This window comes from Thalassospira sp. MCCC 1A02491 (assembly GCF_001613785.1).
Classification (GTDB): domain Bacteria; phylum Pseudomonadota; class Alphaproteobacteria; order Rhodospirillales; family Thalassospiraceae; genus Thalassospira; species Thalassospira povalilytica.
In genome coordinates, this window is sequence record NZ_LPVX01000001.1 from 110,665 (window position 1) to 133,282 (window position 22,618).

Annotated in this window: 23 protein-coding genes; 20 read left to right on the forward strand and 3 right to left on the reverse strand. The window is 55.6% G+C overall.

The genetic code is table 11. The annotated features are described in order from the left end of the window. Positions 1 to 26: 26 nt before the first annotated feature. Positions 27 to 1,526, reverse strand: coding sequence for a CoA-acylating methylmalonate-semialdehyde dehydrogenase (locus tag AUQ42_RS00490; protein ID WP_068516987.1), 1,500 nt, complete (start codon positions 1,524 to 1,526; stop codon positions 27 to 29). Between the two features lie 152 nt (positions 1,527 to 1,678). Here AUQ42_RS00490 and AUQ42_RS00495 point away from each other — a divergent pair, with 152 nt between their 5' ends. Continuing rightward, positions 1,679 to 2,566, forward strand: coding sequence for a LysR family transcriptional regulator (locus AUQ42_RS00495; RefSeq protein ID WP_068516988.1), 888 nt, complete (start codon positions 1,679 to 1,681; stop codon positions 2,564 to 2,566). 158 nt (positions 2,567 to 2,724) lie between these two features. On the opposite strand, the gene AUQ42_RS00500 is transcribed toward AUQ42_RS00495, so the two are convergent. Next, positions 2,725 to 3,129, reverse strand: coding sequence for a DUF2218 domain-containing protein (locus tag AUQ42_RS00500; protein ID WP_068516989.1), 405 nt, complete (start codon positions 3,127 to 3,129; stop codon positions 2,725 to 2,727). Between the two features lie 606 nt (positions 3,130 to 3,735). Beyond that, a complete protein-coding gene (locus AUQ42_RS00505) occupies positions 3,736 to 4,350 on the reverse strand; it encodes a 4'-phosphopantetheinyl transferase superfamily protein (protein ID WP_156480793.1) in 615 nt (204 codons plus the stop codon). A gap of 165 nt (positions 4,351 to 4,515) precedes the next feature. On the opposite strand from AUQ42_RS00505, the gene AUQ42_RS00510 reads away from it, so the two are divergent. The 19 genes from AUQ42_RS00510 to AUQ42_RS00600 all read left to right on the forward strand — a co-directional run. Continuing rightward, positions 4,516 to 4,914, forward strand: a complete 399-nt coding sequence (locus AUQ42_RS00510; RefSeq protein WP_068516991.1) for a hypothetical protein — start codon at positions 4,516 to 4,518, stop codon at positions 4,912 to 4,914. An 8-nt stretch (positions 4,915 to 4,922) separates the two neighbouring features. Continuing rightward, positions 4,923 to 5,678, forward strand: coding sequence for a beta-ketoacyl synthase chain length factor (locus AUQ42_RS00515; RefSeq protein ID WP_068516992.1), 756 nt, complete (start codon positions 4,923 to 4,925; stop codon positions 5,676 to 5,678). Beyond that, positions 5,671 to 6,621, forward strand: coding sequence for a 1-acyl-sn-glycerol-3-phosphate acyltransferase (locus AUQ42_RS00520; protein WP_068516993.1), 951 nt, complete (start codon positions 5,671 to 5,673; stop codon positions 6,619 to 6,621). The genes AUQ42_RS00515 and AUQ42_RS00520 overlap by 8 nt, the downstream gene beginning before the upstream one ends. After that, positions 6,596 to 6,856 (forward strand): phosphopantetheine-binding protein, encoded by a 261-nt coding sequence (locus AUQ42_RS00525; RefSeq protein WP_068516994.1) that lies wholly within the window; start codon positions 6,596 to 6,598, stop codon positions 6,854 to 6,856. The genes AUQ42_RS00520 and AUQ42_RS00525 overlap by 26 nt, the downstream gene beginning before the upstream one ends. A 2-nt stretch (positions 6,857 to 6,858) precedes the next feature. Further along, a complete protein-coding gene (locus AUQ42_RS00530; protein ID WP_068516995.1) occupies positions 6,859 to 7,107 on the forward strand; it encodes an acyl carrier protein in 249 nt (82 codons plus the stop codon). After that, positions 7,088 to 7,693, forward strand: coding sequence for a hypothetical protein (locus AUQ42_RS00535; protein WP_068516996.1), 606 nt, complete (start codon positions 7,088 to 7,090; stop codon positions 7,691 to 7,693). Before AUQ42_RS00530 ends, AUQ42_RS00535 begins: the two co-directional genes overlap by 20 nt. Then, the gene (locus AUQ42_RS00540) at positions 7,690 to 9,417 is read left to right on the forward strand and encodes an AMP-binding protein (protein WP_068516997.1); all 1,728 of its coding nucleotides are present in this window, start codon (positions 7,690 to 7,692) and stop codon (positions 9,415 to 9,417) included. Before AUQ42_RS00535 ends, AUQ42_RS00540 begins: the two co-directional genes overlap by 4 nt. After that, positions 9,414 to 11,123 carry a glycosyltransferase family 2 protein gene (locus AUQ42_RS00545; RefSeq protein ID WP_068516998.1) on the forward strand — a complete coding sequence of 570 codons (1,710 nt, stop codon included), beginning with the start codon at positions 9,414 to 9,416 and terminating at the stop codon, positions 11,121 to 11,123. The genes AUQ42_RS00540 and AUQ42_RS00545 overlap by 4 nt, the downstream gene beginning before the upstream one ends. Beyond that, entirely contained in the window at positions 11,113 to 12,672 is a 1,560-nt protein-coding gene (gene hutH / locus AUQ42_RS00550; RefSeq protein ID WP_068516999.1) for a histidine ammonia-lyase, read from the forward strand. The genes AUQ42_RS00545 and hutH overlap by 11 nt, the downstream gene beginning before the upstream one ends. Beyond that, entirely contained in the window at positions 12,669 to 13,076 is a 408-nt protein-coding gene (locus AUQ42_RS00555; RefSeq protein ID WP_068517000.1) for a thioesterase family protein, read from the forward strand. The genes hutH and AUQ42_RS00555 overlap by 4 nt, the downstream gene beginning before the upstream one ends. After that, a complete protein-coding gene (locus AUQ42_RS00560) occupies positions 13,073 to 13,792 on the forward strand; it encodes a hypothetical protein (RefSeq protein WP_068517001.1) in 720 nt (239 codons plus the stop codon). Before AUQ42_RS00555 ends, AUQ42_RS00560 begins: the two co-directional genes overlap by 4 nt. Next, on the forward strand, positions 13,792 to 16,131 hold the full coding sequence (locus AUQ42_RS00565) for an MMPL family transporter (protein WP_068517002.1): 2,340 nt from the start codon (positions 13,792 to 13,794) through the stop codon (positions 16,129 to 16,131). Before AUQ42_RS00560 ends, AUQ42_RS00565 begins: the two co-directional genes overlap by 1 nt. Continuing rightward, the gene (locus AUQ42_RS00570; protein WP_068517003.1) at positions 16,131 to 17,360 is read left to right on the forward strand and encodes an NAD(P)/FAD-dependent oxidoreductase; all 1,230 of its coding nucleotides are present in this window, start codon (positions 16,131 to 16,133) and stop codon (positions 17,358 to 17,360) included. Before AUQ42_RS00565 ends, AUQ42_RS00570 begins: the two co-directional genes overlap by 1 nt. Then, positions 17,345 to 17,980 (forward strand): DUF3261 domain-containing protein, encoded by a 636-nt coding sequence (locus tag AUQ42_RS00575; RefSeq protein ID WP_068517004.1) that lies wholly within the window; start codon positions 17,345 to 17,347, stop codon positions 17,978 to 17,980. The genes AUQ42_RS00570 and AUQ42_RS00575 overlap by 16 nt, the downstream gene beginning before the upstream one ends. Further along, positions 17,977 to 19,200 carry a beta-ketoacyl-ACP synthase gene (locus tag AUQ42_RS00580; RefSeq protein ID WP_068517005.1) on the forward strand — a complete coding sequence of 408 codons (1,224 nt, stop codon included), beginning with the start codon at positions 17,977 to 17,979 and terminating at the stop codon, positions 19,198 to 19,200. Before AUQ42_RS00575 ends, AUQ42_RS00580 begins: the two co-directional genes overlap by 4 nt. After that, a complete protein-coding gene (locus AUQ42_RS00585; RefSeq protein WP_068517006.1) occupies positions 19,200 to 19,706 on the forward strand; it encodes a hotdog family protein in 507 nt (168 codons plus the stop codon). The genes AUQ42_RS00580 and AUQ42_RS00585 overlap by 1 nt, the downstream gene beginning before the upstream one ends. Further along, positions 19,703 to 20,428, forward strand: coding sequence for a 3-oxoacyl-ACP reductase FabG (fabG, locus tag AUQ42_RS00590; protein ID WP_068517007.1), 726 nt, complete (start codon positions 19,703 to 19,705; stop codon positions 20,426 to 20,428). The genes AUQ42_RS00585 and fabG overlap by 4 nt, the downstream gene beginning before the upstream one ends. Then, positions 20,425 to 21,654: a beta-ketoacyl-ACP synthase gene (locus AUQ42_RS00595; RefSeq protein WP_068517008.1), complete on the forward strand. Its 1,230-nt coding sequence runs from the start codon at positions 20,425 to 20,427 to the stop codon at positions 21,652 to 21,654. The genes fabG and AUQ42_RS00595 overlap by 4 nt, the downstream gene beginning before the upstream one ends. 35 nt (positions 21,655 to 21,689) lie before the next feature. After that, positions 21,690 to 22,618, forward strand: a 929-nt coding sequence (locus AUQ42_RS00600) for a D-2-hydroxyacid dehydrogenase family protein (RefSeq protein WP_068517009.1), incomplete at its 3' end; no start/stop codon positions are given.

Consider the following 22,618-nt stretch of genomic DNA (forward strand, 5'->3'; position numbering starts at 1 on the left):
CTTTCTTTTTGCCAGAAGGGCAAAAGTTATTTCATCGTCGGCATGACGAATTCCGCACCTTTGCGAATACCGGTCGGCCAGCGTGAGGTGATGGTTTTCAGTTTGGTGTAGAAACGCACACCTTCCGGGCCATGCATGTGATGATCGCCAAACAGCGATGCTTTCCAGCCACCAAACGAATGGAACGCCATCGGAACCGGGATCGGAACGTTAATGCCGACCATACCGGTCTGGGTACGTGCGGCAAATTCACGCGCCGTATCACCATCACGGGTAAAGATCGCAGTACCGTTGCCATATTCGTGGCTATCGACAAGGTTGGCAGCGGTTTCGTAATCATCGGCGCGAACAACCGACAGAACCGGGCCAAAGATTTCTTCCTTGTAGATGCTCATATCCGGGGTGACGTCATCAAACAGGGTGCCCCCGACAAAGTAGCCTTCTTCATAGCCCTGAAGCTTGATGTCGCGGCCATCGACGACCAGCTTTGCACCTTCTTCGACACCCTTGTTGATATAGCCGACCACCTTGTCACGGTGTGCAGCGGTTACCAGCGGCCCCATTTCAGCCGCCGGATCGGTCCCCGGTGCAACGCGCAGTTCATTGATGCGCGGTACCAGCTTTTCAATCAGAGTATCTGCCGTGGCCTTGCCAACCGGCACGGCCACCGAAATTGCCATGCAACGTTCGCCAGCCGACCCGTAAGCAGCCCCCATCAGGGCATCGACCGCCTGATCCATGTCGGCATCCGGCATAATGATCATGTGGTTTTTCGCACCACCAAGGGCCTGACAACGTTTGCCCTGCGCGGTTGCGGTTTCATAGATGTATTTGGCAATCGGGGTCGACCCGACAAAGCTGATCGCGGTGACGTCCGGATCAAACAGAAGCGCATCAACCGCTTCCTTGTCGCCCTGAACAACGTTGAACACGCCATCAGGAAGCCCCGCCTCGGTCAGCCATTCCGCCAGCAAAAGGGATGCAGACGGATCACGCTCGGACGGTTTGAGGATAAAGCAGTTACCGCATGCAAGTGCCACCGGGAACATCCACATCGGCACCATGGCCGGGAAGTTGAACGGCGTGATACCGGCAACGATCCCCAAGGGCTGACGCACCGAATGGCTGTCGACCTTGGTGCCGACATTTTCGGTGAACTCACCCTTGAGCAACTGCGGCGCGCCGGTTGCAAATTCGACAACCTCGATCCCGCGGGTGACTTCGCCCAGCGCATCGGAAAGAACCTTGCCATGTTCGGCGGTGATTGCCGCGGCCAGTTCTTCGGAACGGTCTTCAAGAATGCCAAGAAACTTGTTGAGGATACGCGAACGGCGAAGTGGCGTGGTGTTGGCCCATTCATCGCGAACAGCCGCAGCCGATTCAACAGCCGCACGCACTTCGGCCTTGGATGCAAGATCAACCGTGCCGCTTTGTGCGCCGGTTGCCGGATTAAAGACAGCAGCAGAACGACCGGATTTACCGGCGACGCGCTTGCCATTGATGTAATGGGTGATCTGGGTCGACATGGGGTTCCTCCCGACTAAACCTGATTTCGGATTGCCTGATTTCATCACCGGCAAACTGGACCCATTATGACTATGCACTGCAATGCACATCAATTATCATTCCTGCAAATTCGATGTGCAAAAATTAAAGTCATCAGGGGTCATTCACCGTAATGGATTGGGATCGCTTCCGCATTTTCCTTGCCGTCGCCAGGCAGGGGCAAATCCTGGCCGCCGCACGCCAGCTTGGCCTGAACCATGCAACGGTCGGACGGCAACTGACCACCCTTGAGCAGGAACTTGGTACCAAACTGATTGACCGGCGCACCACCGGATCGGAATTGACCACCGCAGGGCGCGAATTGATGGCCGCGGCGGAGGCCGCTGAATCTGCCTTTCTGCGGGCCGGGACCGCCGTTTCGAACCAGTCCGAAGTCATCAGCGGCACGGTCCGGGTTGGTGTGCCCGATGGATTGGGGAATTATTTTTTGGCAAGTGAGTTGGCTCACTTTGCGGCGAATCATCCTGATCTGGTGATCCAGATTGTGCCGCTGCCACGCACATTTTCCCTGTCACAACGCGAAGCCGACATCGCCATCACCCTTGATCGCCCCAAACAGGGACGGCTGGTGATCAAGAAGCTGACCGACTATACGCTCAGCGTCTATGCCAGCCGGGATTATATTGAGCGTTACGGGGATGTTCGGACGGAGGCCGACCTGTCAGACCGGCTGTTTGTCACCCATATCGAAGACCTGATTTACAGCCGTGCGCTTGATTATGCTGCCCGGCTTGGCAAATTGATGAAACGTCGCTTTGAATGCGGCAGCGTGGTCGCCCAGATGGAAGCCGTGCGCAACGGACATGGCATCGGCATCCTGCATGATTATGCCACCGATGGCGTGCCTGATCTTGTGCGTTTGCTGCCTGAAATCCGCTTTACCCGCAATTACTGGATGCTTCAGCACCCTGACACCAAGGACACGCGCAGCGTTGCGTCGGTCGCGGAATATATCACGCGGGTTGTCCGCGCAGCGCGCGACCGGTTCGTCATGAGCTAACCCACCAAACCCAAACCCGAACCAAAGGCTATAAACCCTTGCCCGAAACGACATCAGGCACAAAGACAGGATTCTGTCCTTGTGCCTGGATGGGGTCCGCTTTTGCGGGCGTATCTGACAGTCAAAGACCGGCCAGATCAAATATTAATGACCATTGGTCAATGTTTACGCCAGTCAAATTCGATCACTTGCTGATCGGACAGGCTCCGCAATTTTTCTTCGAAATAACCGCGGATCTGATCAAGACCCTTACCGTCGGAAGCCGACATCGCGACAGTCAGGAAAGATGAGCTGGCAGAGATTTCACAAACCCCGTCCTCAAAGGCCAGAAGACCCTTGTTTGCATCGCGCAGTTCACCATGAACCGGTTCCTGCACAGAACCAAGAAAGCCTTCAAGATAGCGGGGGGCGTTGCGTAGATAGATATCCGCAAAACAATAATTGGCGTCCATATCCTGATCCAATTCCATATCCGGATGGTTTGTCATTTCCGATGATTCCGCCGGGGCATCATCATCCTTATCTTGGCCGGTACCCTGTGCCTTGATTATCCGGTCAGACATGCACAAACCCATTTCTTCCAATGGCGCATAAAATGCACCAAACGAATCCCCATTACCCCTATCACCTGCATAGCACAGAATACATGCACGCGACAATAGTGACCAGCGGTCACTAAAATGTGAGCTTTAATGTAAAGACCACATTTTCTAAAGCGGAAAATGTCTCAAAATCGTCGAAGCGCAACCCGTCATGGCGATTTTTTTCATAAAAATCTTATTTTCTGCCAATTCGATGACGTTCAAAAATCGAAAATGTCATAAAAATCCCATGAAACCAGCGACCTGCACCTTGAGACGCAGCCGCAAAAAAATCACGAAATGGCGACTCCATGCACGAAAATTACGACTCTTGGGACCAGCTTTGACCGCATCGGAACAGGGCCAAACCAGATCTTTCCACGACGGCATGACACCCCGGCATGACAAACCAAACCCTCGGGATCACCAACCAGCCGCGCAGATACATCCGCAGTCATGGCTTGGACATACCCAAGGCATGCCATTTCGCCATGCAGGACAACCGGCCTGTGCTAAACACGTGACCATGTAAGAAAGCGCGCCAACCAACGTGTTTCCGGATGGTTAGCCGCGCGATATCGCGATCCTTCAGGACGCCGTCACGACAAGGTGGCCGGCAAAACCCGCTGGCAGTTTCGGTACATGTTCCACGATTGGCGACAACCTTGTCTGTGCCTGCGGGTCGATAATTCCTGTGGCCTTGAAAACCGCTTCATAGCGGCACCAAGCCTGATAGAAATCATCAAGGCTGGTTGATCGCGGCAGCAACAATTGTTCTGCCATGTCGGCAACCGGCCGGCGGGCGTCCTTATATTCAATGTCGATACCGACCGAAATACCCGGTCGTGTCGCCAGCGCGACCGCAATCAGGTGCCGGGAATGGCTGATTGAGGCCGATAGATTTGCCCCATCCCGACCAATTCCCCGAACCCAGGGCCGCCCATCGGCATCCTTGAAAACAAGTCCCTGTCCGTCGCCGAGATCATGACCAATGTCATTATGCGGCCCCGCATCCTGTATCCCGGCACGGGGCAAATCAGCACTTTCGGAAACGACTTTTCTGGCAAGAAGCCCCAGCAATTCATGCGCGAGCGCGGACATTTCCCGGCGTGACGACCGGGCCGTCGGCAACTCGGCCCCATGGGTGCGGATCGCGTAAACAACCCCTTCATCCAAAGCCGAACAATGCTTCATTCCCGTCAAATTGCCGATCCCAAAAGTGGTACTTGTCGCCACCAGCACAATCCATTATTGCTGAACTCTGGTCACACGAGCACGGTCAGAAGCAATGAAAAATCATGTTTCCCGGCCAATCATGACTGCGATCAATTGAATTCGTTTTCACCAAAGAATCAAGGCAGATCAAAAATGCGTAGCTTGAAACTTGCAGCAGTTGCCATCGTTTTTGCAGCACTCAGTGCCTGTACGGCAACTGTTCAGAACTTTTCGAACCAGCCCTTCCCGAGCGATGTCGAAAAGCTCAGCATGGAAGAAATTGAAGCAACCATCATCGAAGCCGCATCTGCACGCGACTGGATTGTTCAGCGCGAAGGCGAAGGACATCTCAAGGCAACCTACGCACCGCGTTCGCACAGCGCAGAAGTTGCTATCTCCTTTGATAAAAAGAACTATTCGATCATCTATGTCGACAGCACCAATCTGAACTATAATGGCACCCAGATTCACCGGAACTATAACCGTTGGGTCAACAACCTGAGACAGGATATCCTGCGTGCGGTCTCTGCCCGCGCCGCACTTGCCAACTAGGACTTCAGATGACGCTGCTTTGCGCCTGCCTACCCTGCTGGGCTTTTTGGGAAAATACCGATGGTCAGGCCACCCTGACTACAAAGCGTGACGGGGATCCCCGGGTCACAACCGAACCATCGGATCCCGCCCAACTGGCGCGCAGCATCAAACCAGCCTGGCGGCGGCGACTGGACCTGTTTGGTCGCGCCCCCGCCGAGGTGCTGTCCCATACACTTCAGACCACCGAAAATCCGCGCATCGTTTTCTGTTCGCGCCATGGCAATATCGACCGCACGGTCAAACTCCTTCATCAGGTTGCCACCGATGATGCCGTTTCCCCCGCCGATTTCAGCATGTCGGTCCATAATGCCTTTATCGGGGTGGCATCCATCAACTGGTCGATCACCGAAAGCCATACGGCCATTTCCGCCGGGGATGACAGCCTGATTGCCGCACTGACCGAAACACTTGCGCAACTTGCATCAGATGCACGGCCGGTCATTCTGTGTTTTGTCGATCTTCCCCTGCCGGAAATCTATAATGATCAAACCGAACAGTCCGATCAGGGCATGGCACTTGCCATCCGTTTTGATCCGCAAAATGGCGATCATGATGGCGAACTGCACCGTTTCAAATGCCTGACCACAGACGAACGCAGCATGCTTTCGCCCGCAAGCGCCATTGACCATGGCAAGGCACTGGTTGATCTTTTATCGTCACGTCAGAACGATATTCGCATTGCCGGAAAATCAAGCGCCTGGACCATCACACGCCATGACTAAACCCGCCCTGGCCCAGCGCCCCGACGCCCCGGATCATCCCCGCACGCAAGCGCCCGAACAAACGGTGGCAGGCGCCAGACCCGCGCGCGACACACACGCGGACAAGCCCCGCAATACCAGCAAACCCCGCAAAACCCCGCCCCGTCAGGCCCGTGGCCTTAACTGGTACTGGCGGTTATTTGCCACCGGATTTGCCTTTTGCAGTTTCGGGCTTGGCGGGCTGTTGATGGCACTTACGATTTTTCCGGCCATGATGGTGGTTCTGCAAAACCGCGTCAGACGCCGCAAATACGCGCAATTTGTCATTTGCCGCGGATTTCGGCTGTTTACCTGGATGCTCGATATCACCGGGGTCGCCGGTGTAGAAGCACACAATGTCGACCGTTTGCGCACTGCGCGCGGCGCACTGATCATCGCCAATCACCCGACCCTGCTTGATGTGGTGATGATCCTGTCACGGATGGACAGATGCCAGTGCGTGGTCAAGCACGAGCTGTTTCGCAACCCGTTTCTGTTCGGGGTGGTGCGCGCGGCAGGTTTCATCCGCAATGACGACAATCCGGAAAACCTGATTGTTCAGGCCCGTCATCATCTGGCTGCCGGGGCGAATATCATGATCTTTCCCGAAGGCACCCGGACCCCGCCGAAATGCAAGCTCGGCAAGCTTCAACGCGGGGCTGCAAACATCGCGATAGAGACACAAGCCGACTTGATTCCTGTGGTTGTACACTGTAATCACGATACGTTGAAAAAAGGGGTCCCGTGGTATCGTATTCCGCCGTCCAAAATCCAATTCCGGCTGGAAGTTGATCCCCCCATCTTATTTAACGACATACATGATCCCGGGTTGCCGCGGGCGAAGCAATCGCGCGCGCTGACACGGTTCATCAAAGAATATATCTTGAGCAGATTGAAACATGACTTCGCTGGAAACAGAACTTAAAGCCTTCATCATCGAGACCCTTAATCTTGAAGATGTGCAGGTCGACGATATCGACAGCACCGAAGCCCTGTTTGTTGATGGGCTGGGCCTTGATTCCATCGATGCCCTGGAACTTGGCGTCGCGCTTCAGAAAAAATACGATGTGCGCATTGATGCCAAAGACGAAAACGTCAAAACGCATTTTGCCTCTGTACGCAATCTGGCGACCTTCATCCAGTCAGAGAAAGGGGCGTAAACATGCATAGTCGCGACGAAATCTATAACCAGTTGCACGCCTATCTGGTCGAGTTGTTCGAAGTTCCGGCCGAAGACATTTCCCCGGACGCCCATTTGATGGATGACCTTGATCTCGACAGCATCGATGCGGTTGATCTGATTGTGAAATTCCAGGAACTGACCGGCAAGAAAATCCCGGCCACTGAATTCAAATCGGTCCGAACCGTCGATGACGTGGTCGAGAAAATTCATGACCTGGTCAGTTCCTAATCGCATTGGTGCCATACTGCTTGCGATACTGGGTATTGCCTATCCGGTACTGGTCTATTTCGGATTATCGGTCTTTTCACCGCGCCTGATTCTGATTGTGCTGATTGCGGCTGTGTTGCTGCGTGCGGCGCTGTTTCTTGGCAGTGGCAAGCGCGTGCAGGCAATCACCTTTCTGTTGGTTGCGGTGATCCTTGCCTGTGCGGGGATCGCCAGCGAACTGGTGGCGATCCGGTTTTATCCGGTCATTGTTTCTGCAACGCTTGCGGCGTTGTTCGGGGTGTCTCTTTTTGTCGGACGTCCGATGATTGAACGCTTTGCGCGGTTGCGCACCCCCGAACTTGACGATTATGCCATCGGCTATACACGCATACTGACAGCGGTCTGGGTCGGCTTTTTTATTGCGAATGGCAGCATTGCGGCCTGGACGGCCCTTTATGCCAGTATCAAGACATGGACCCTTTATAACGGGCTGATATCCTATGTGCTGATTGCGGTCCTGTTCGTCGGCGAATGGCCGGTGCGCCGTATTCTGCGTGCCCGTCATGATCGCAAAACACAAGACAGCACCGGTCAGGAGAACGCATGAGCGTTTTTTTCACAAATCTCGGCAATCCGCAAAATGCCCATACCGGACTGTGTTTTGAAAATGACACCACGCTTTCGGTTGGTGCGATCAATGCGGATATTGACCGCCTGACCACACAGCTTGATGCGGGCAAACGCATTTCAATTTATTGCCAGTCTACACGCCTGTTCATGATCGCGCTGACCGCCGTCTGGCGGGCCGGGTCAACCGCGATCCTGCCGGCAACCGACAAAAGCGGGTATCTTGATGAAATCGGCCAACAGTTCGATACCCACCTTGATGATGCCAGAATACAGCAATTGCTGATCGCCGCGAACGCCAAACCCGTCCCGGCAACACCCGGCATTCCGCCCGCAACATCATGCCAGGCAATCTTCTTTACATCCGGATCGAGCGGCACACCGAAACCGGTGATCAAAACCCTGGCCCAGATCGAAGACGAAATCACAATCCAGTCGCCCCTTTGGCGGCCGCTTATGGGCGATGATGCCCGCATCATCGGTCTTGTGTCCCATCAACATATTTACGGTCTGATTTTTCGGGTGATCTGGCCAGTCATGACCAAACAGGTCACCTGCGCCCAGCAGGCCCAGTTCTGGGACATGGTTCTTGGTGAAATGCAGACCGGGGATATGCTGGTCGCAAGCCCGGCACAGCTTAAAAACCTGCATCCTGATCTGGCAACAGCACCGCGCCCGGCATTGGTCCTGAGTTCCGGTGGACCGCTTGATTTCGCAGCAGCACAGTCGGCCACGGCCATGCTTGGCGTCTGCCCGACCGAGATTTATGGCAGCACGGAAACCGGCGGCATTGCCTGGCGTCAACAGCATCAAGAAAATGCCCCCTGGCACCCGTTGCCACAGCTTGAAACCGGGCTGAACGATGCCGGATGTTTGCGGGTCCGCGCCCCCCATATTGCCGGGACCGACTGGTATCAGACCGAAGACCGCGCGATGCTTGACCGGGAAAAGAACTGCTTTGTCCTTAAAGGGCGTGCGGATCGTGTCGTCAAGATCGGTGGCAAACGGGTGTCGCTTGGCGCGGTCGAAGAACATCTGCGCCGTAATGAGCTGATCGAGGATGCGGTTGCCTTGCTGGCACGCGAAGATGATCCGCGGCTTGCCGTTGTTGCCGTCCTGACACCGGATGGAAAGGCCGAACTGGAAAAGCGTGGTCGTTTCCGCATGGGACGGCTGTTGCGCCGCGAACTTTCAAAATTCGAAGAAGACGCCGCCTTGCCGCAACGCTGGCGGTTTGTCGATCGCCTGCCCACAGACAGCCAGGGCAAAAAGCCGCTTCATCTGTTGCGTGCCCTGTTTGATGACAATGGCAATGCCTTGCCCGAGGTAACCGAACATGTGCGCAGTCACGAACGCGATGCCGTATCACTGACGCTTAAACTTGACGGCGACATGACCTGTTTCAAGGGTCATTTTCCCGGGCAGCCGATCTTGCCCGGCGTCATTCAGTTGCATTGGGCCGCATTGTTCGGGGCATCGGTTTTTGGGTCTTCGCGCAATGTTGCCGAGGTCAGCCAGCTGAAATTCCGCAAACCCATCACCCCATCCGACGTGATCCGGCTTGAACTTGATTTCGATGCGTCTGCCCATCGCCTTAAATTCAGCTACCGTTCCGATCAGGACGACCTGCACAGTTCGGGTACGCTGAAATTACGGGTACCGCAAGATGACGGGGCAAAGGACGAAGGGGAAAAGATCGCGTGAAAATCTGTGCGCTGATCCCGACCTATAATCACCATACCGTTCTGGCTGATGTGGTCGCCAAGGCGCGATCATTTGATCTGTATGTTTTCATCATTGATGACGGATCGAACGCGCAAACCCGTCAGGTGGTTGCAAACCTTCATGATCCCGATCATGGCGTATTTTGCCATCGTCTTCCGCACAATGGCGGCAAGGGTGTTGCCGTCATGACCGGCATGGAACTGGCCCATCAGGCCGGGTTCACCCACGCCATTCAGATCGATGCCGATGGTCAGCATGATCTTGATCGAATTACCGAAATGATGCGCGCTGCGCGAAATGCACCGGATGCACTTGTCACCGGGCTTCCGGTTTATGATGACAGCATCCCGACCGGCCGCAAAATCGGGCGCTGGGTCACCCATTTCTGGGTCTGGATCGAAACATTGTCCTTTGCCATCCGCGACAGCATGTGCGGCTTTCGCGTTTATCCACTTGCGCAAAGTCTTGCAGTCTGGCGCAGCGAAGGTCTTGGCAAAAAGATGGATTTCGACACCGAACTGATGGTGCGGCTTTACTGGCGGGGTGTTCCGGTGATCCACATCCCGACAAAGGTGACCTATCCCGACGGCAACATATCGAATTTCCGGATGTGGAAAGACAATGTCCTGATCAGTGCGATGCATACGCGTCTGGTCTTTGGCATGATCTGGCGACTGCCCGGTTATTTCCGGCGCGGGGCGACCTTTGCCCCGCGACAGCGCGATATTGCACCGGACAGCCTGCCCGTCTCGTCCGAACACTGGTCGGAAATCGACGAACGCGGCATGTATTTGGGCATGCGTTTTCTGGGGGCCGTATACCGTTATTTCGGTCGCCGGTTCTGTCTGGCTGTGATGATGCCCATCATCTTCTATTTCTATCTGACCGGAAAAAATGCGCGCCGGGCATCGCATGATTTTCTGATCCGCGCCCAAAAGGCCGGTGCCAATATCACCCCGACCAGAATGAACGTTTTTCGGCATTTCTTGCGGTTCGGGGAAAGTGCACTCGACAAGATTGCGGCATGGTGCGGCAAGCTGGGCGAAGGCAATCTTGACCTTCCTGATGATGCAGAAAGCCTGTTTGACTATCTTCCGCGCGATCAGGCAGTTGTGCTGCTGGTGTCGCATTTCGGCAATATGGAACTGGTCCGCGCGATTGCCAGCCGCGACCGCGACTTTCGCGTCAATGTTTTGCTTCATCAAAAAAACGCGGCCCGGTTTGGCCGGGTTCTTCGGAAATTTGCCCCTGAAAGCCAGGTCGACCTGATTGAAGTAACCGACATCGGCCCGGACACTGCCATCATGTTGCGCGAACGGGTTGATCGCGGCGAATGGGTGGTGATTGCGGCTGATCGCATTGCGATTGGCGCGCGCGACAAGACTGTGCTGACGCCTTTTCTGGGCGAAGATGCCCAATTCCCGCAAGGCCCGTTCATTCTGGCCTATTTGCTGCAATGTCCGGTTTATGCGGCAGCGGCATGGCGATCGGGCAAGACATTCCGGATTGCCTGGCACAAACTGGCCGATCAGATGATCCTGCCACGCGCCAACCGGCAAGCCGCGATCACGAAATATGCCGGTGCCTATGCGCAATGGCTTGAAAAGATTGTTGTTAACGAACCGCTGCAATGGTTCAATTTCTATGACTTCTGGGCGAAGAAAAAGGCTGATAATGACCAATAATCACATCAACATCATTTTTGGCGAAAACGATCTGACGATCGAAGATGTGATTGCCCTGTCCGAGCAACGCGCCCGCCCCGTCCTGTCCGGAAGCAGCGAATTTCGCGCCCGCATCCAGAAGGGGGCCGATTTTCTTGATCAGGAACTGCGCGAACATGGTCATATCTATGGGGTGACAACCGGATATGGCGATTCCGTTTCACGCCGTGTGCCCCCCGAACTGGTGGCCGAACTTCCCCTGCATCTTAGCCGCTTTCACGGTTGCGGACTGGGCAATATCCTGCCCGCTGATCAGGCACGCGCCGTTCTTGCCGTCCGGCTGGCATCACTTTGCAGCGGCTATTCCGCGGTAAGTGTAGATCTGCTTGATCAACTGACCGGGCTTCTGGCCCATGACATCACGCCGCTGATCCCCGAAGAAGGATCGGTTGGTGCATCAGGCGATCTGACCCCGCTTTCCTATGTCGCCGCCGCCCTGATCGGGGAACGTGACGTGCTTTATCGCGGTACCAGAACCACCGCGCGCGACGCCCTTGATAAGGCGGGGCTTCCGCCGCTTGTCCTGCGCCCGAAAGAAGCCCTTGCCATCATGAACGGTACGGCGGTGATGACCGCATTGATGTGTCAGGCCTTTGTCCGGGCGCAATATCTTTGCAAACTGACCAGCCGCATTACCGCGATGGCCAGCATCGGCTTGCTTGGCAATCCGGCGCATTTTGACAAACGGCTTTTTGCCGCCAAACCCCACCCGGGACAGGCGCAAATCGCGGCATGGATCGAAGGGGACCTTGGCCATCTTGGCGATGATTTCGAACCGGCCCGCTTGCAGGACCGGTATTCATTGCGCTGTGCGCCCCATGTGATTGGTGTGCTGGCCGATATGATGCCTACATTCCGCAAAACACTGGAAATCGAACTCAATAGCGCCAATGACAATCCGTTGCTTGATGTCGGGGAAAACACCATCCTGCATGGCGGGCATTTCTATGGCGGGCATGTTGCCTTTGTGGCCGATGGCATGAAAACGCTGGTTGCCAATCTTGCCGATCTGATGGATCGCCAGATGGCGCTTCTGGTTGATACCAAATTCAATCATGGTTTGCCGTCCAACCTGTCGGGATCGAATGCGGAACGCGCGTCAATCAATCACGGCCTTAAGGCTGTTCAGATTGGTGCATCAGCCTGGACGGCCGAGGCATTGAAACAAACCATGCCCGCCAGCGTCTTTTCGCGTTCCACCGAATGCCATAACCAGGACAAGGTCAGCATGGGCACGATTGCCGCGCGCGACTGCCTGCGCGTGCTGCAATTGACCGAACAGGTGGTCGCCGCCAACCTGATCGCCGCCCTTCAGGCCATCCGACTGCGCGAAAAGTCGGGCGAAATCACGCAAAGGCAGCTTGGCCCGGATCTGGTGGCGTTCATTGACCACCTGAAACAGGACATCGATTTCATCAACGAGGACAAGCCGCTTGAAGCCACCTTGCGTCTGGTGATTTCACGCATCCAGAACCGCGACTGGACGCTTTATGACGGGGATATCGCATGATCAGCGCATCCGTCACCGAAACCATCCAGTTCTATCATCTTGATCCGATGAATGTGGTCTGGCACGGCAATTACGTGCAGTTTTTCGAAAATGCCCGCTGCGCGCTTCTTGACCGGATTGACTATAATTATCCGCAAATGGATGAAAGCGGCTATCTGTGGCCGATCGTCGACATGCGGGTGAAATATGTCCGTCCCTGCCGGTTCGGGCAGAAAATCAAAATCACCGCCACGCTTAAGGAATATGAAAACCGTCTCAAGATCGACTATCTGATCAGCGATGCCGATAGCGGTGAAAAACTGACCAAGGGCTTTACCATTCAGGTTGCCGTTGAAAAGGCCACGGGCGAAATGCTGTTTGCCAGCCCGCAATGTCTGATCGACAAGCTGGAAGCCCGAAAATGACCACGTTCCTGCCCGCAACAAAGCAGATCATTTTGCACATTGCCCTGATCGTGTTTTTGGCGATGACAGGCCATGTGGCATCGGCCCGCGCGGATGCGATGCCCGCCGCCAAACTGCAACAGATCGGTGATGATCAGTATCTTGCCGGTGCATTTCGCCTTGATCGGTATCTTGCCGGGTTTGAACAGCCACTGGTTTCAAAGGGGGCCTTTACCCTGTCACCAGGCGACGGGCTGGTCTGGCAAAACCGTGAACCGTTTCCCGACGTCACCGTCATGACCGATCGCGGCATCACCCGTATCGGGGATGACGGCCGTCGTGAAACCATCGCCAATGGTGCGCAATTCAATCAGTTCATCACCCTGATTTCAGCCGTTCTTTCCGGTAACTGGGATGCACTTTCCCAACATTTTACTGTTACTGAACGGTCTGCTGAGATGGATGTTGAAAAGGGCGTCGAAAATAACGCTGAAACCGATGATGGGACTGACGGCGATAGTGCCAGCACCTGGCAGATCGAACTGACCCCGATTGCCGGGCGCCCGATTGCCGATCAGATCGCGCACATTACCGCATCAGGCCGTGAGTTTGTCGATCATGTCCGGATTGACAAACCCACCGGCGATCATGACGAAATCACCCTGTCAAACCAGACGGCTGCGTCCCTGCCACTTCCTGATGACATCGCAGCCCTTTTGGCCGGGCAGGCACAATAATGAATGTGCGCGCCGTCATATGGGTTTTGTGCCTGATCGTTATGGGGGTTCTGACCTTCTGGCAGATCAATGCCCAAAACGCCAAGATTGACGGTGATATCCTGTCACTGATCGGGCGCGAACACCATGACGGGGATACCGACCAACAGGATCGGCTAAGCGACATCACTATTGTTCGGGATCTTTTGCAGCGTGATGCCAATCAGGTCATCATCATGATGTCCCATCCCGACCGCGACCAGCTTGAAAAAGCAAGCCGCACCCTTGCCCAGAACTTCCGCGACATGGACGGCACCGCATCGGTCAGTGTCCCCGGGCTTGAAACCGGCGATGCAAGATCCCTTTATGGGTTTTATCTTGATCATGCCGGGGGGCTGTTATCGCAAAAAGACCGTGACCTACTGACCAATGGTGACGGGCAACGCATTTACAGGCGCGCGGTCCAATCGCTCTATGCTCCGTCATCCATGGTCTCTGCGCAATCGCTTGCCAGTGATCCGTTTTCATTGCTGCCAGGCTTTTTGGCTGAACTCGGTGACAAGATCGGGCAAAGCGGCCTTGTGCACCAAGATGACCGGTATGGAACGCCAATCATCATCACCCTTGCCCCGCATGTCCGGGCAAGCGGATATGAGGCCGACTGGGTCAACCATGCCAATGACCTGATTGCCACCGCGACGGCATCGGATGACAACCTTTTGATTGCCAAAACCGGGCAAATTTTCTTCGCCGTGTCCGAAGCAAACCACGCAAAATCAGACGTCCAGCGCATTGCCATGATTGCAACATTCGGGGTGATTGCGATGGTGGTTTGGGTGTTCATGTCGCCACTTCCGATCCTGGCAGCCTTGTTGACCGTCGGAAGCGGTCTTCTTGCCGGTATCGCCGCCCTTGTTCTGATCTTTGACAGCATTCATGCCATTGCGCTGGTTTTTGGTGCCAGCCTGATCGGGATTTCCATCGACTATGCACTGCATTATCTGGTTTTGCCCGGATCAGACGGAACGGATGACACACGGCTTTCGCATGTTCGGCCGGGGCTTCGGCTCGGTCTTTTGACCACGGTTTGCGGATTTTCCGCATTGGCCTTCACACCGACGATCCTGCTTGCGCAAATATCGGTTTATTCAATTGCCGGTCTGATTGCCGCCTATGTCACCGTGGTGACCATTTTGCCATGCCTGCCGGCCCGCAATATCCGCGACCGCGCCGCCATCAGAGTGATCTATCAGAAAATCGATGCTGTTCTTTTGGCTGTTCGGCCATCGAACGGACTGCGTCATGTCATGCTGGTTCTGGCGGCTGTTGCGTTGATTGGGGCGGCATTTTATCTGCCCGCCAATGATGATATCGCCGCCCTTGGCCATGGGGATGACGCCCTGATTGACGATGCACGGATGATTGGCGAGACCCTTGGCATGGGCGGGAACCCGCAATTCATCCGGGTGGATGGCGATGACATTCAGGACCGCCTTGAAACCGGCGAAGCCGTCCGCGATGCATTGCGTCCGCTGATCGCCGATGGACGTATCGGCAGTCTGTTTGGTCTGTCCGATGTCATACCGTCCATCAGCCGCCAGAACGCCAACCGCGCCCTGATCACATCGCAATTGATTGAACCATTCGGCCCGCAATTGCAGGCCGTCATTCCGGTGGACGTGGCGAGCACACAAGACACCAAAACCCCGCTTGAACCTGCCCCGGAAATTCTTGCAGCCATTCCCGGATTATCCGACCTGCAACGCGGTAAAACCGATATCATCCGCCTTAATGCGGTAAAGGACGTCGATGCCGTGCGCGATGCGATATCGCATATCGGACAGGCCCACCTGATCAATCCGCGCGAAACCATCACCGGTCAGTTTGCCCGATACCGTGTCTGGGCCAGCATCGCGCTTGGCGTGTCGCTGCTTGTTGCGGGACTGGTTGCGGTGTTGCGATACGGGTTTCCTGAAGGGCTGCATGTCGTTGCCGCACCGCTGATTGCCATCCTTTGTGCTGTAAGCGGGGCCTTTGTGCTTGGTGTGACGATCAATTTCTTTGCCATTATGGCGCTGTTTCTGGTGTTTGCCATTGGCGCGGATTACGCGATCTTTACATCCGAAAGCCACCAGCACGGCACACAGGATGCAACCCGGTTTGCCGTGTTCCTGTCACTGATCAGCAGTGTTCTGGCATTCGGGCTTCTGGCGACAAGTTCGGTTCCGGTGGTCAATGCCATCGGCACCATCATTTCGATCGGGCTGATATCGGCGTGGGTGCTGTCATACTGGATGTGCGCCGGGCATAAAGGCAACGATCACCACACCACCCACCCGCAATCCAGGGGACATCAATAATGCACGATTGCGACATAGCGATCATCGGCGCCGGACCGGCCGGGGCCGTGGCGGCAAAATTGCTTCATGATGCGGGCATGCATGTCACCGTGCTTGAGGCACAGACATTTCCGCGCTTTGTCATTGGCGAAAGCCTGTTGCCCAACTGCATGAACATCCTTGAACGTGCGGGTCTTCTTGATGCGGTTCAAAAGGCCGGGTTTCAGTTCAAGAATGGTGCGGTTTTCGAACGCGGTCCGCTGTATCAGTCCATCGATTTTCGCAAGAATTTCGAACCATCAGGCTGGGGCACCACATTCCAGGTCCAGCGCGCGCGATTTGACAAAATCCTGACCGATACCGCCATTGCCGCGGGCATTGATATCCGGTTCGCGCACAAGGTGACCGAAGCCAGCCTGACCGATGGCGACTGCAAGCTGACATTCCAGAATGACCGTGGCGAAACCGGCAAACTGCGCGCGTCATTTGTCCTTGATGCCAGCGGATATGGCCGTGTCCTGCCCCGGATGCTGGGCATTGCGCGGTCCGGCCAATCCATCGAACGGCGGGCACTGTTTACCCATATTCAAGATAACATGTCGACCACCGATCACGACCGGAACAAAATCCTGATCACGGTTCACCCAACCCATCAGGAAGTCTGGTACTGGCTGATTCCGTTTTCGGATGGCACATCATCCATCGGCGTGATTTTCCCCGATCAGGATCCCCGATGGTCATCAATGGATGAACAGGCGATCTTTGATCAACTGATTGCCGATACCCGCCTTGGAACCATCCTTGCCGATGCCAGACCGATCCGTCCGCTTAATGCGATTGCCGGATACAGCGCCCAGTCCGATCAGCTGTTCGGCGACGGATATGCGTTGCTTGGCAATTCGGCGGGGTTCCTTGATCCGGTATTTTCATCGGGTGTCACCATCGCCATGCAGTCGGCCGAAATGGCGGCCAACGTTCTGATCAATCGTCAAAATGCCGAAAATGTCGATTGGCAAAACGATTATGCCATTCCGCTTGAACGTGGTGTTGCGACCTTTCGTTCCTATGTCGACGCGTGGTATGACGGGCGGCTTCAGACCATCATTTTCAATCAGCCGACCGAAGACACCAAGGTCAAGCGCATGGTTGTTTCGATCCTTGCCGGATACGCCTGGAATCTCGACAATCCGCTTGTAAGCAAAACCGATCATTACCTTAAGATGTTGCACGACCTATGCGATCCGTCCTGACCATCATGGTTGCCGCAATCCTCGGTGCCTGCAGCCCGCAATTTGCCGATCGCCCGGATGACGGTCCGATGAATGCGTCTGTCCGTGATCTGGTGGTGCCCGATGGTGAAAACGATGTTTTCCTGACCCTGCCTGCCAATCCATGGAAGGCTGCCGACCCGATCAATATCGCCCAACAGGTCAGCGCAACCTGGACCGATCCGGCGGCGGCAGAAACAAAGGAACGCACAACCTTTATCGCCCGTATTGCCATCACCACCAACCACGTCATGGTCACGGTGCTTGACGGTTTGGGACGGCGTGCCCTTGATATCGACTGGACGGAAAACGCACTGAATGTCGCACGCGCTGACTGGTTGCCCGACCGGATTGATGCGCGCCGTCTGCTGGCTGACATGTTTGTCACATACTGGCCGCTTGACGATGTCAAAAATGCACTTGGCCCCGGCATGACGATCCAACAGAACCCGTCAGGCAGGATCATCCATTCCGATCATACCCAAAATGCCCTGATCACGGTCACCCGTCCCGCAACCGATCCCTGGCAGGGAACGGCAACGTTGCATAACACGCGCCATGGATACACACTGACCATCAATTCACAGCGGATGGCACCATGACAGCGACCGGAAAACCCGCCTTTCTGTCGGCCCTTGGTGTTGTATCGGCACTGGGATCGGGCAAGGCACAATCATCAGAAACCCTGTTTGGCGACCGCCCTGCCGACATGATCCTGCATGACGATTATCTGGTCGATGCCAGCACCATCCTTGGCACCGTCACAAGCCCGCCCGATGCCCTGCCCGATCATCTTGGTCACTATGATACGCGTAACAATCGCCTGTTATGGACGGCGGCCAACCAGATCGCCGATGAAATTTCCGATGTCATCGCAACATTCGGCAAGGATCGGGTTGCGATCATTCTGGGCACCAGCACATCGGGGATCGAAGAAGGCACGTCGGGATATCGTGAAAAACTTGCGACCGGAAAATGGTCGGACACCTTCCGCTATGAACATCAGGAAATCGGATCACCGGCAGATTTCCTGCGCGATGCCCTTGGTCTGCAAAATCAGGCCTATGTGATTTCAACAGCCTGTTCTTCAAGTGCCAAGGCCTTTGCCGCGGCAAGACGCCTGATGAATGCCGGTTTTTGCGATGCCGTGCTGGTCGGGGGTGTGGACAGCCTGTGCCGCCTGACCGTTCGGGGGTTTCATTCGCTAAGCTCGGTTGCAACGGGGATTTGCAATCCACTGAGCATCAATCGCGACGGCATCAATATCGGCGAAGGTGCGGCCCTGTTTGTCATGCGCCCGGACCGGGGGGATATTTCGGTGCTCGGCGTTGGGGAAACATCCGATGCCCATCATCCCAACGCCCCCCATCCCGATGGCATCGGTGCGACCGCGGCGATGCGGGCCGCCCTGGATCAGGCGGGTCTGTCCCCGGCGGCGGTGTCCTATGTCAATATGCATGGCACAGCGACCCCGCTTAATGACAGCATGGAAGCACGCGCGATACATCAGGTTTTTGATCATGACATTGCCGTCAGTTCGACCAAACCCATGACCGGTCACACACTTGGTGCCGCAGGCGCGATTGAGGCCGCCATTCTTTGGCTGTCCCTGACCGAAATGGAAAACGGCACCCCGCTGCCCCGTCATATCTGGGACGGCGTAGCCGACCCGGACATCCCGGAAATCAATCTTGTCAAAACTGTCGGCCAACGACTTGCACCGTCTGAACAATCTGCAATGATGAGCAACTCCTTCGCCTTTGGCGGCAGCAATGTATCCGTCATTTTGGGGCGGGGATTTAACCGTATTGGTCCGTCATAATGACTGCACATAACACCCCGTCCTTGATGCCACCGGTTGACGAACTTGTCCTGCACGCAGCCCCGATGCTGCTGATTGACGAAGTATGTTCTGCCGACCCTGACCGGCTGCATGCCCGTGTTCGCATTCATAAAAACAGCATGTTCTTCGAAGACGGCATCGGGGTTCCAGCCTATGTCGGCATTGAATATATTGCCCAGGCCGTCGCCGCCTATAGTGGCTGGCGCGGCAAACAGGCCGACCCGGCCACGCCGCCGCGCATCGGCTATTTGTTGGGGACACGCAAAATGACCCTGGCCTGCGACGGCTTTGCGGCGGGCAGTTGCCTTGATGTCTTTGTTAAAAACATTTTCGAAGATGACCAGATGGGCGTCTTCGAAGGCGAGGTCAGAACCGGTGAAACCGTTCTGGTCAACGCCCAGATCAATGTCTTCCAGCCGGCATCTGCCCCGGATCAGCCCGAAGACACCATGACGACCACCAACCAAGAAACGACACAGCCATGACACAGACCATTCTGGTAACCGGTGCCAGCAAGGGCATTGGTGCCGCCACTGCAAGACGCCTTGCCCGTGACGGATTTGACATCATCGTGCATTACAATTCGGACCGCGATGGTGCGCAATCGGTTCTTGATGATGTTATGGCCGCGGGACGCAGCGGGCGTCTGATCAGTTTTGATATCGCCAATCGTGATGCAACACGTACCGCCATCGAAGACGACATTGCGCAACATGGCGCACCATACGGGGTTGTTCTGAATGCGGGATTGACGCGCGATGCCGCGTTTCCGGCCCTTGAAGATGATGATTGGGACAGTGTGCTGCACACCAATCTGGACGGGTTTTACAATGTGATCAAACCCGTGATCATGCCCATCATCCAGCGCCGCAAAGGCGGGCGCATTGTCGCATTGACGTCAATTGCCGGACTGGCGGGCAATCGCGGACAGGTCAATTATGCCGCCTCCAAGGCCGGGATTATCGGCGCGGTGAAATCACTGGCGCTGGAACTGGCCAAACGCAAGATCACGGTCAATGCCGTGGCACCGGGCGTCATCGAAACCCGGATGACCGAAGACCTGCCGGAAGACGAGGTCAAGGCAATGATCCCGATGCGCCGTTATGGCACGGCAGACGAAATCGCCGCCGCTGTGGCGTTCCTGTGCAGTGACGATGCATCCTATATCACCCGCCAGGTCATCAGCGTGAACGGGGGGATGCTATGACCAGACGGGTTGTTGTAACCGGCATGGCCGGGATCACCGCGCTTGGTGATGACTGGCAAACCATTTCTGCACGTATGAATGCCGGGGAAACCGGCATCCGACGCATGGATGAATGGGACGGGAAATATGATCTTCGTACCCGGCTTGCCGGCCCGGTAGAAGGCTTTAACCTTAAAGGCAAATTTACCCGCAAACAGTTGCGCAGCATGGGCCGCGTTGCCCAGATGTCGGTTGCGGCCACGGACAAGGCGCTTGAAATCGCCGGTCTTCGCGATGAAAAGTCGATTTTGCAGGGCGGACGCCTTGGGATTGCCTATGGGTCGTCATTTGGCAGCACCCCGCCGGTGCTGGGTTTCACCCGGTTGATGGAAACCGGTGACAGCAACGCCATCACCGCCACCAGCTATATCCAGATGATGAGCCACACATCAGCGGTCAATATCGGGGTTCTGTATGGCATTTGTGGGCGCATCATCCCGACATCGACCGCCTGCACATCGGGCAGCATGGGCATCGGTTACGCCTATGAAGCTATCAAATACGGCATGCAGGATGTTATGATTGCCGGTGGGGCAGAAGAACTCTGTCCGACCATGGTTGCGGTGTTCGACACCCTGTTTGCCACCAGCGACAATAACGATCAGCCCGATGTTACCCCGCGCCCCTATGACCAAAACCGCGATGGTCTGGTGATTGGCGAAGGTGCCGGAACCCTGATCCTTGAAGAATACGAACATGCGGTTGCCCGTGGTGCGACCATCTTTGGCGAAATTGTCGGATTTGCCTCAAACTCCGACGGCGCACATATCACCCAGCCACAAGCCGACAAGATGGAAATTGCCCTGCGCAAATCACTTGAAGATGCGCGACTGTCGCCGGCCGATATCGATATCGTCAATGGCCACGGCACCGCAACCGATCATGGTGACCTTGCCGAAAGCAAGGCAACCCGTGCCGTATTCGACCGTGCCATTCCGATCCATACCCTTAAGGGGCATTTCGGCCATACGCTGGGGGCGTGCGGTGCGATCGAAGCATGGCTTGGTCTGGAAATGATGCGGGACGAAACCTTTGTGCCGACCGCAAATCTTGTTTCGCCCGACCCGGAATGTGCCGATCTTGATTACATCCGCTCCGAACCGCGTACCATTTCCGCCGAATATCTGATGAGCAACAATTTCGCCTTTGGCGGCATCAATACATCGCTGATTTTCGCCAGAATATAAATGATTTGACCTTATCCCACACAGGACACCCAACCATGCGTATTGCCATTCTTGACGATTACCAAAAACTTGCCCTGCAATCGGCTGACTGGTCTGCTGTCAAGGCGCATGGCGAGATTACGGTCTTTCATGACACCATCACTGACAAGAATGCGTTGCGTGACCGGTTGATGCCGTTTGACATCCTGTGTGTCATGCGCGAACGCACACCGATTTCCGGTGACCTGATCCGCAGCCTGCCCAATCTGAAACTGATCGTCACGTCGGGCAAACGCAATGCGGCAATTGATGTGGCAACCGCCCATGAATGCGGGATTACGGTCTGCGGGACGGAATCACCATCAACCGCGACACCGGAACTGGCATTTGCCCTTATGCTGGGACTTGCGCGCAATATTGTGGGTGAAAATGCCTCGATGCGCAGTGGCGGCTGGCAGATCGGGCTCGGTCAGGATCTTGCCGGATCGACATTGGGTATTATCGGCCTTGGCCGACTTGGGGCGCAAATCGCCAAAATTGCCCAGGCCTTTGACATGCACATCACCGCATGGAGCACCAACCTGACACCGGAACGCTGTCAGGAAGTCGGTGTCGAATACAAACCCAGCAAGGAAGCCCTGTTGCGCGATGCCGATTTCGTCACCATCCATCAGCGTCTTTCAGACCGCACGCGCGGCCTGATCGGCATCGAAGAATTCCGGCAGATGAAGAAAACCGCATTTCTGATCAATACATCACGCGGGCCGATTGTTGATGACGCGGCCCTGATTGATGCCGTCAACCGGGGCGAAATCGCAGGCGCAGGTATTGATGTCTATGATCAGGAACCGCTGCCGGCTGCCCATCCACTGCGCAAATGCGACAAGCTGTTGCTGACCCCGCATCTGGGCTATGTCACCCGCCATACCTGGGATGTGTTTTATGGCCAGACGGTTGAGGCGGTGCTGGCCTGGATCAATGGTGA

What these genes read in the sequence shown, in the direction of transcription:
- AUQ42_RS00490 (WP_068516987.1), bottom strand. Translation starts at nt 1,526, where the DNA reads ATGTCGACCCAGATCACCCATTACATCAATGGCAAGCGCGTCGCCGGT.
- AUQ42_RS00495 (WP_068516988.1), top strand. Translation starts at nt 1,679, where the DNA reads ATGGATTGGGATCGCTTCCGCATTTTCCTTGCCGTCGCCAGGCAGGGG.
- AUQ42_RS00500 (WP_068516989.1), bottom strand. Translation starts at nt 3,129, where the DNA reads ATGTCTGACCGGATAATCAAGGCACAGGGTACCGGCCAAGATAAGGAT.
- AUQ42_RS00510 (WP_068516991.1), top strand. Translation starts at nt 4,516, where the DNA reads ATGCGTAGCTTGAAACTTGCAGCAGTTGCCATCGTTTTTGCAGCACTC.
- AUQ42_RS00515 (WP_068516992.1), top strand. Translation starts at nt 4,923, where the DNA reads ATGACGCTGCTTTGCGCCTGCCTACCCTGCTGGGCTTTTTGGGAAAAT.
- AUQ42_RS00520 (WP_068516993.1), top strand. Translation starts at nt 5,671, where the DNA reads ATGACTAAACCCGCCCTGGCCCAGCGCCCCGACGCCCCGGATCATCCC.
- AUQ42_RS00525 (WP_068516994.1), top strand. Translation starts at nt 6,596, where the DNA reads ATGACTTCGCTGGAAACAGAACTTAAAGCCTTCATCATCGAGACCCTT.
- AUQ42_RS00530 (WP_068516995.1), top strand. Translation starts at nt 6,859, where the DNA reads ATGCATAGTCGCGACGAAATCTATAACCAGTTGCACGCCTATCTGGTC.
- AUQ42_RS00535 (WP_068516996.1), top strand. Translation starts at nt 7,088, where the DNA reads ATGACCTGGTCAGTTCCTAATCGCATTGGTGCCATACTGCTTGCGATA.
- AUQ42_RS00540 (WP_068516997.1), top strand. Translation starts at nt 7,690, where the DNA reads ATGAGCGTTTTTTTCACAAATCTCGGCAATCCGCAAAATGCCCATACC.
- hutH (WP_068516999.1), top strand. Translation starts at nt 11,113, where the DNA reads ATGACCAATAATCACATCAACATCATTTTTGGCGAAAACGATCTGACG.
- AUQ42_RS00555 (WP_068517000.1), top strand. Translation starts at nt 12,669, where the DNA reads ATGATCAGCGCATCCGTCACCGAAACCATCCAGTTCTATCATCTTGAT.
- AUQ42_RS00560 (WP_068517001.1), top strand. Translation starts at nt 13,073, where the DNA reads ATGACCACGTTCCTGCCCGCAACAAAGCAGATCATTTTGCACATTGCC.
- AUQ42_RS00565 (WP_068517002.1), top strand. Translation starts at nt 13,792, where the DNA reads ATGAATGTGCGCGCCGTCATATGGGTTTTGTGCCTGATCGTTATGGGG.
- AUQ42_RS00570 (WP_068517003.1), top strand. Translation starts at nt 16,131, where the DNA reads ATGCACGATTGCGACATAGCGATCATCGGCGCCGGACCGGCCGGGGCC.
- AUQ42_RS00575 (WP_068517004.1), top strand. Translation starts at nt 17,345, where the DNA reads ATGCGATCCGTCCTGACCATCATGGTTGCCGCAATCCTCGGTGCCTGC.
- AUQ42_RS00580 (WP_068517005.1), top strand. Translation starts at nt 17,977, where the DNA reads ATGACAGCGACCGGAAAACCCGCCTTTCTGTCGGCCCTTGGTGTTGTA.
- AUQ42_RS00585 (WP_068517006.1), top strand. Translation starts at nt 19,200, where the DNA reads ATGACTGCACATAACACCCCGTCCTTGATGCCACCGGTTGACGAACTT.
- fabG (WP_068517007.1), top strand. Translation starts at nt 19,703, where the DNA reads ATGACACAGACCATTCTGGTAACCGGTGCCAGCAAGGGCATTGGTGCC.
- AUQ42_RS00595 (WP_068517008.1), top strand. Translation starts at nt 20,425, where the DNA reads ATGACCAGACGGGTTGTTGTAACCGGCATGGCCGGGATCACCGCGCTT.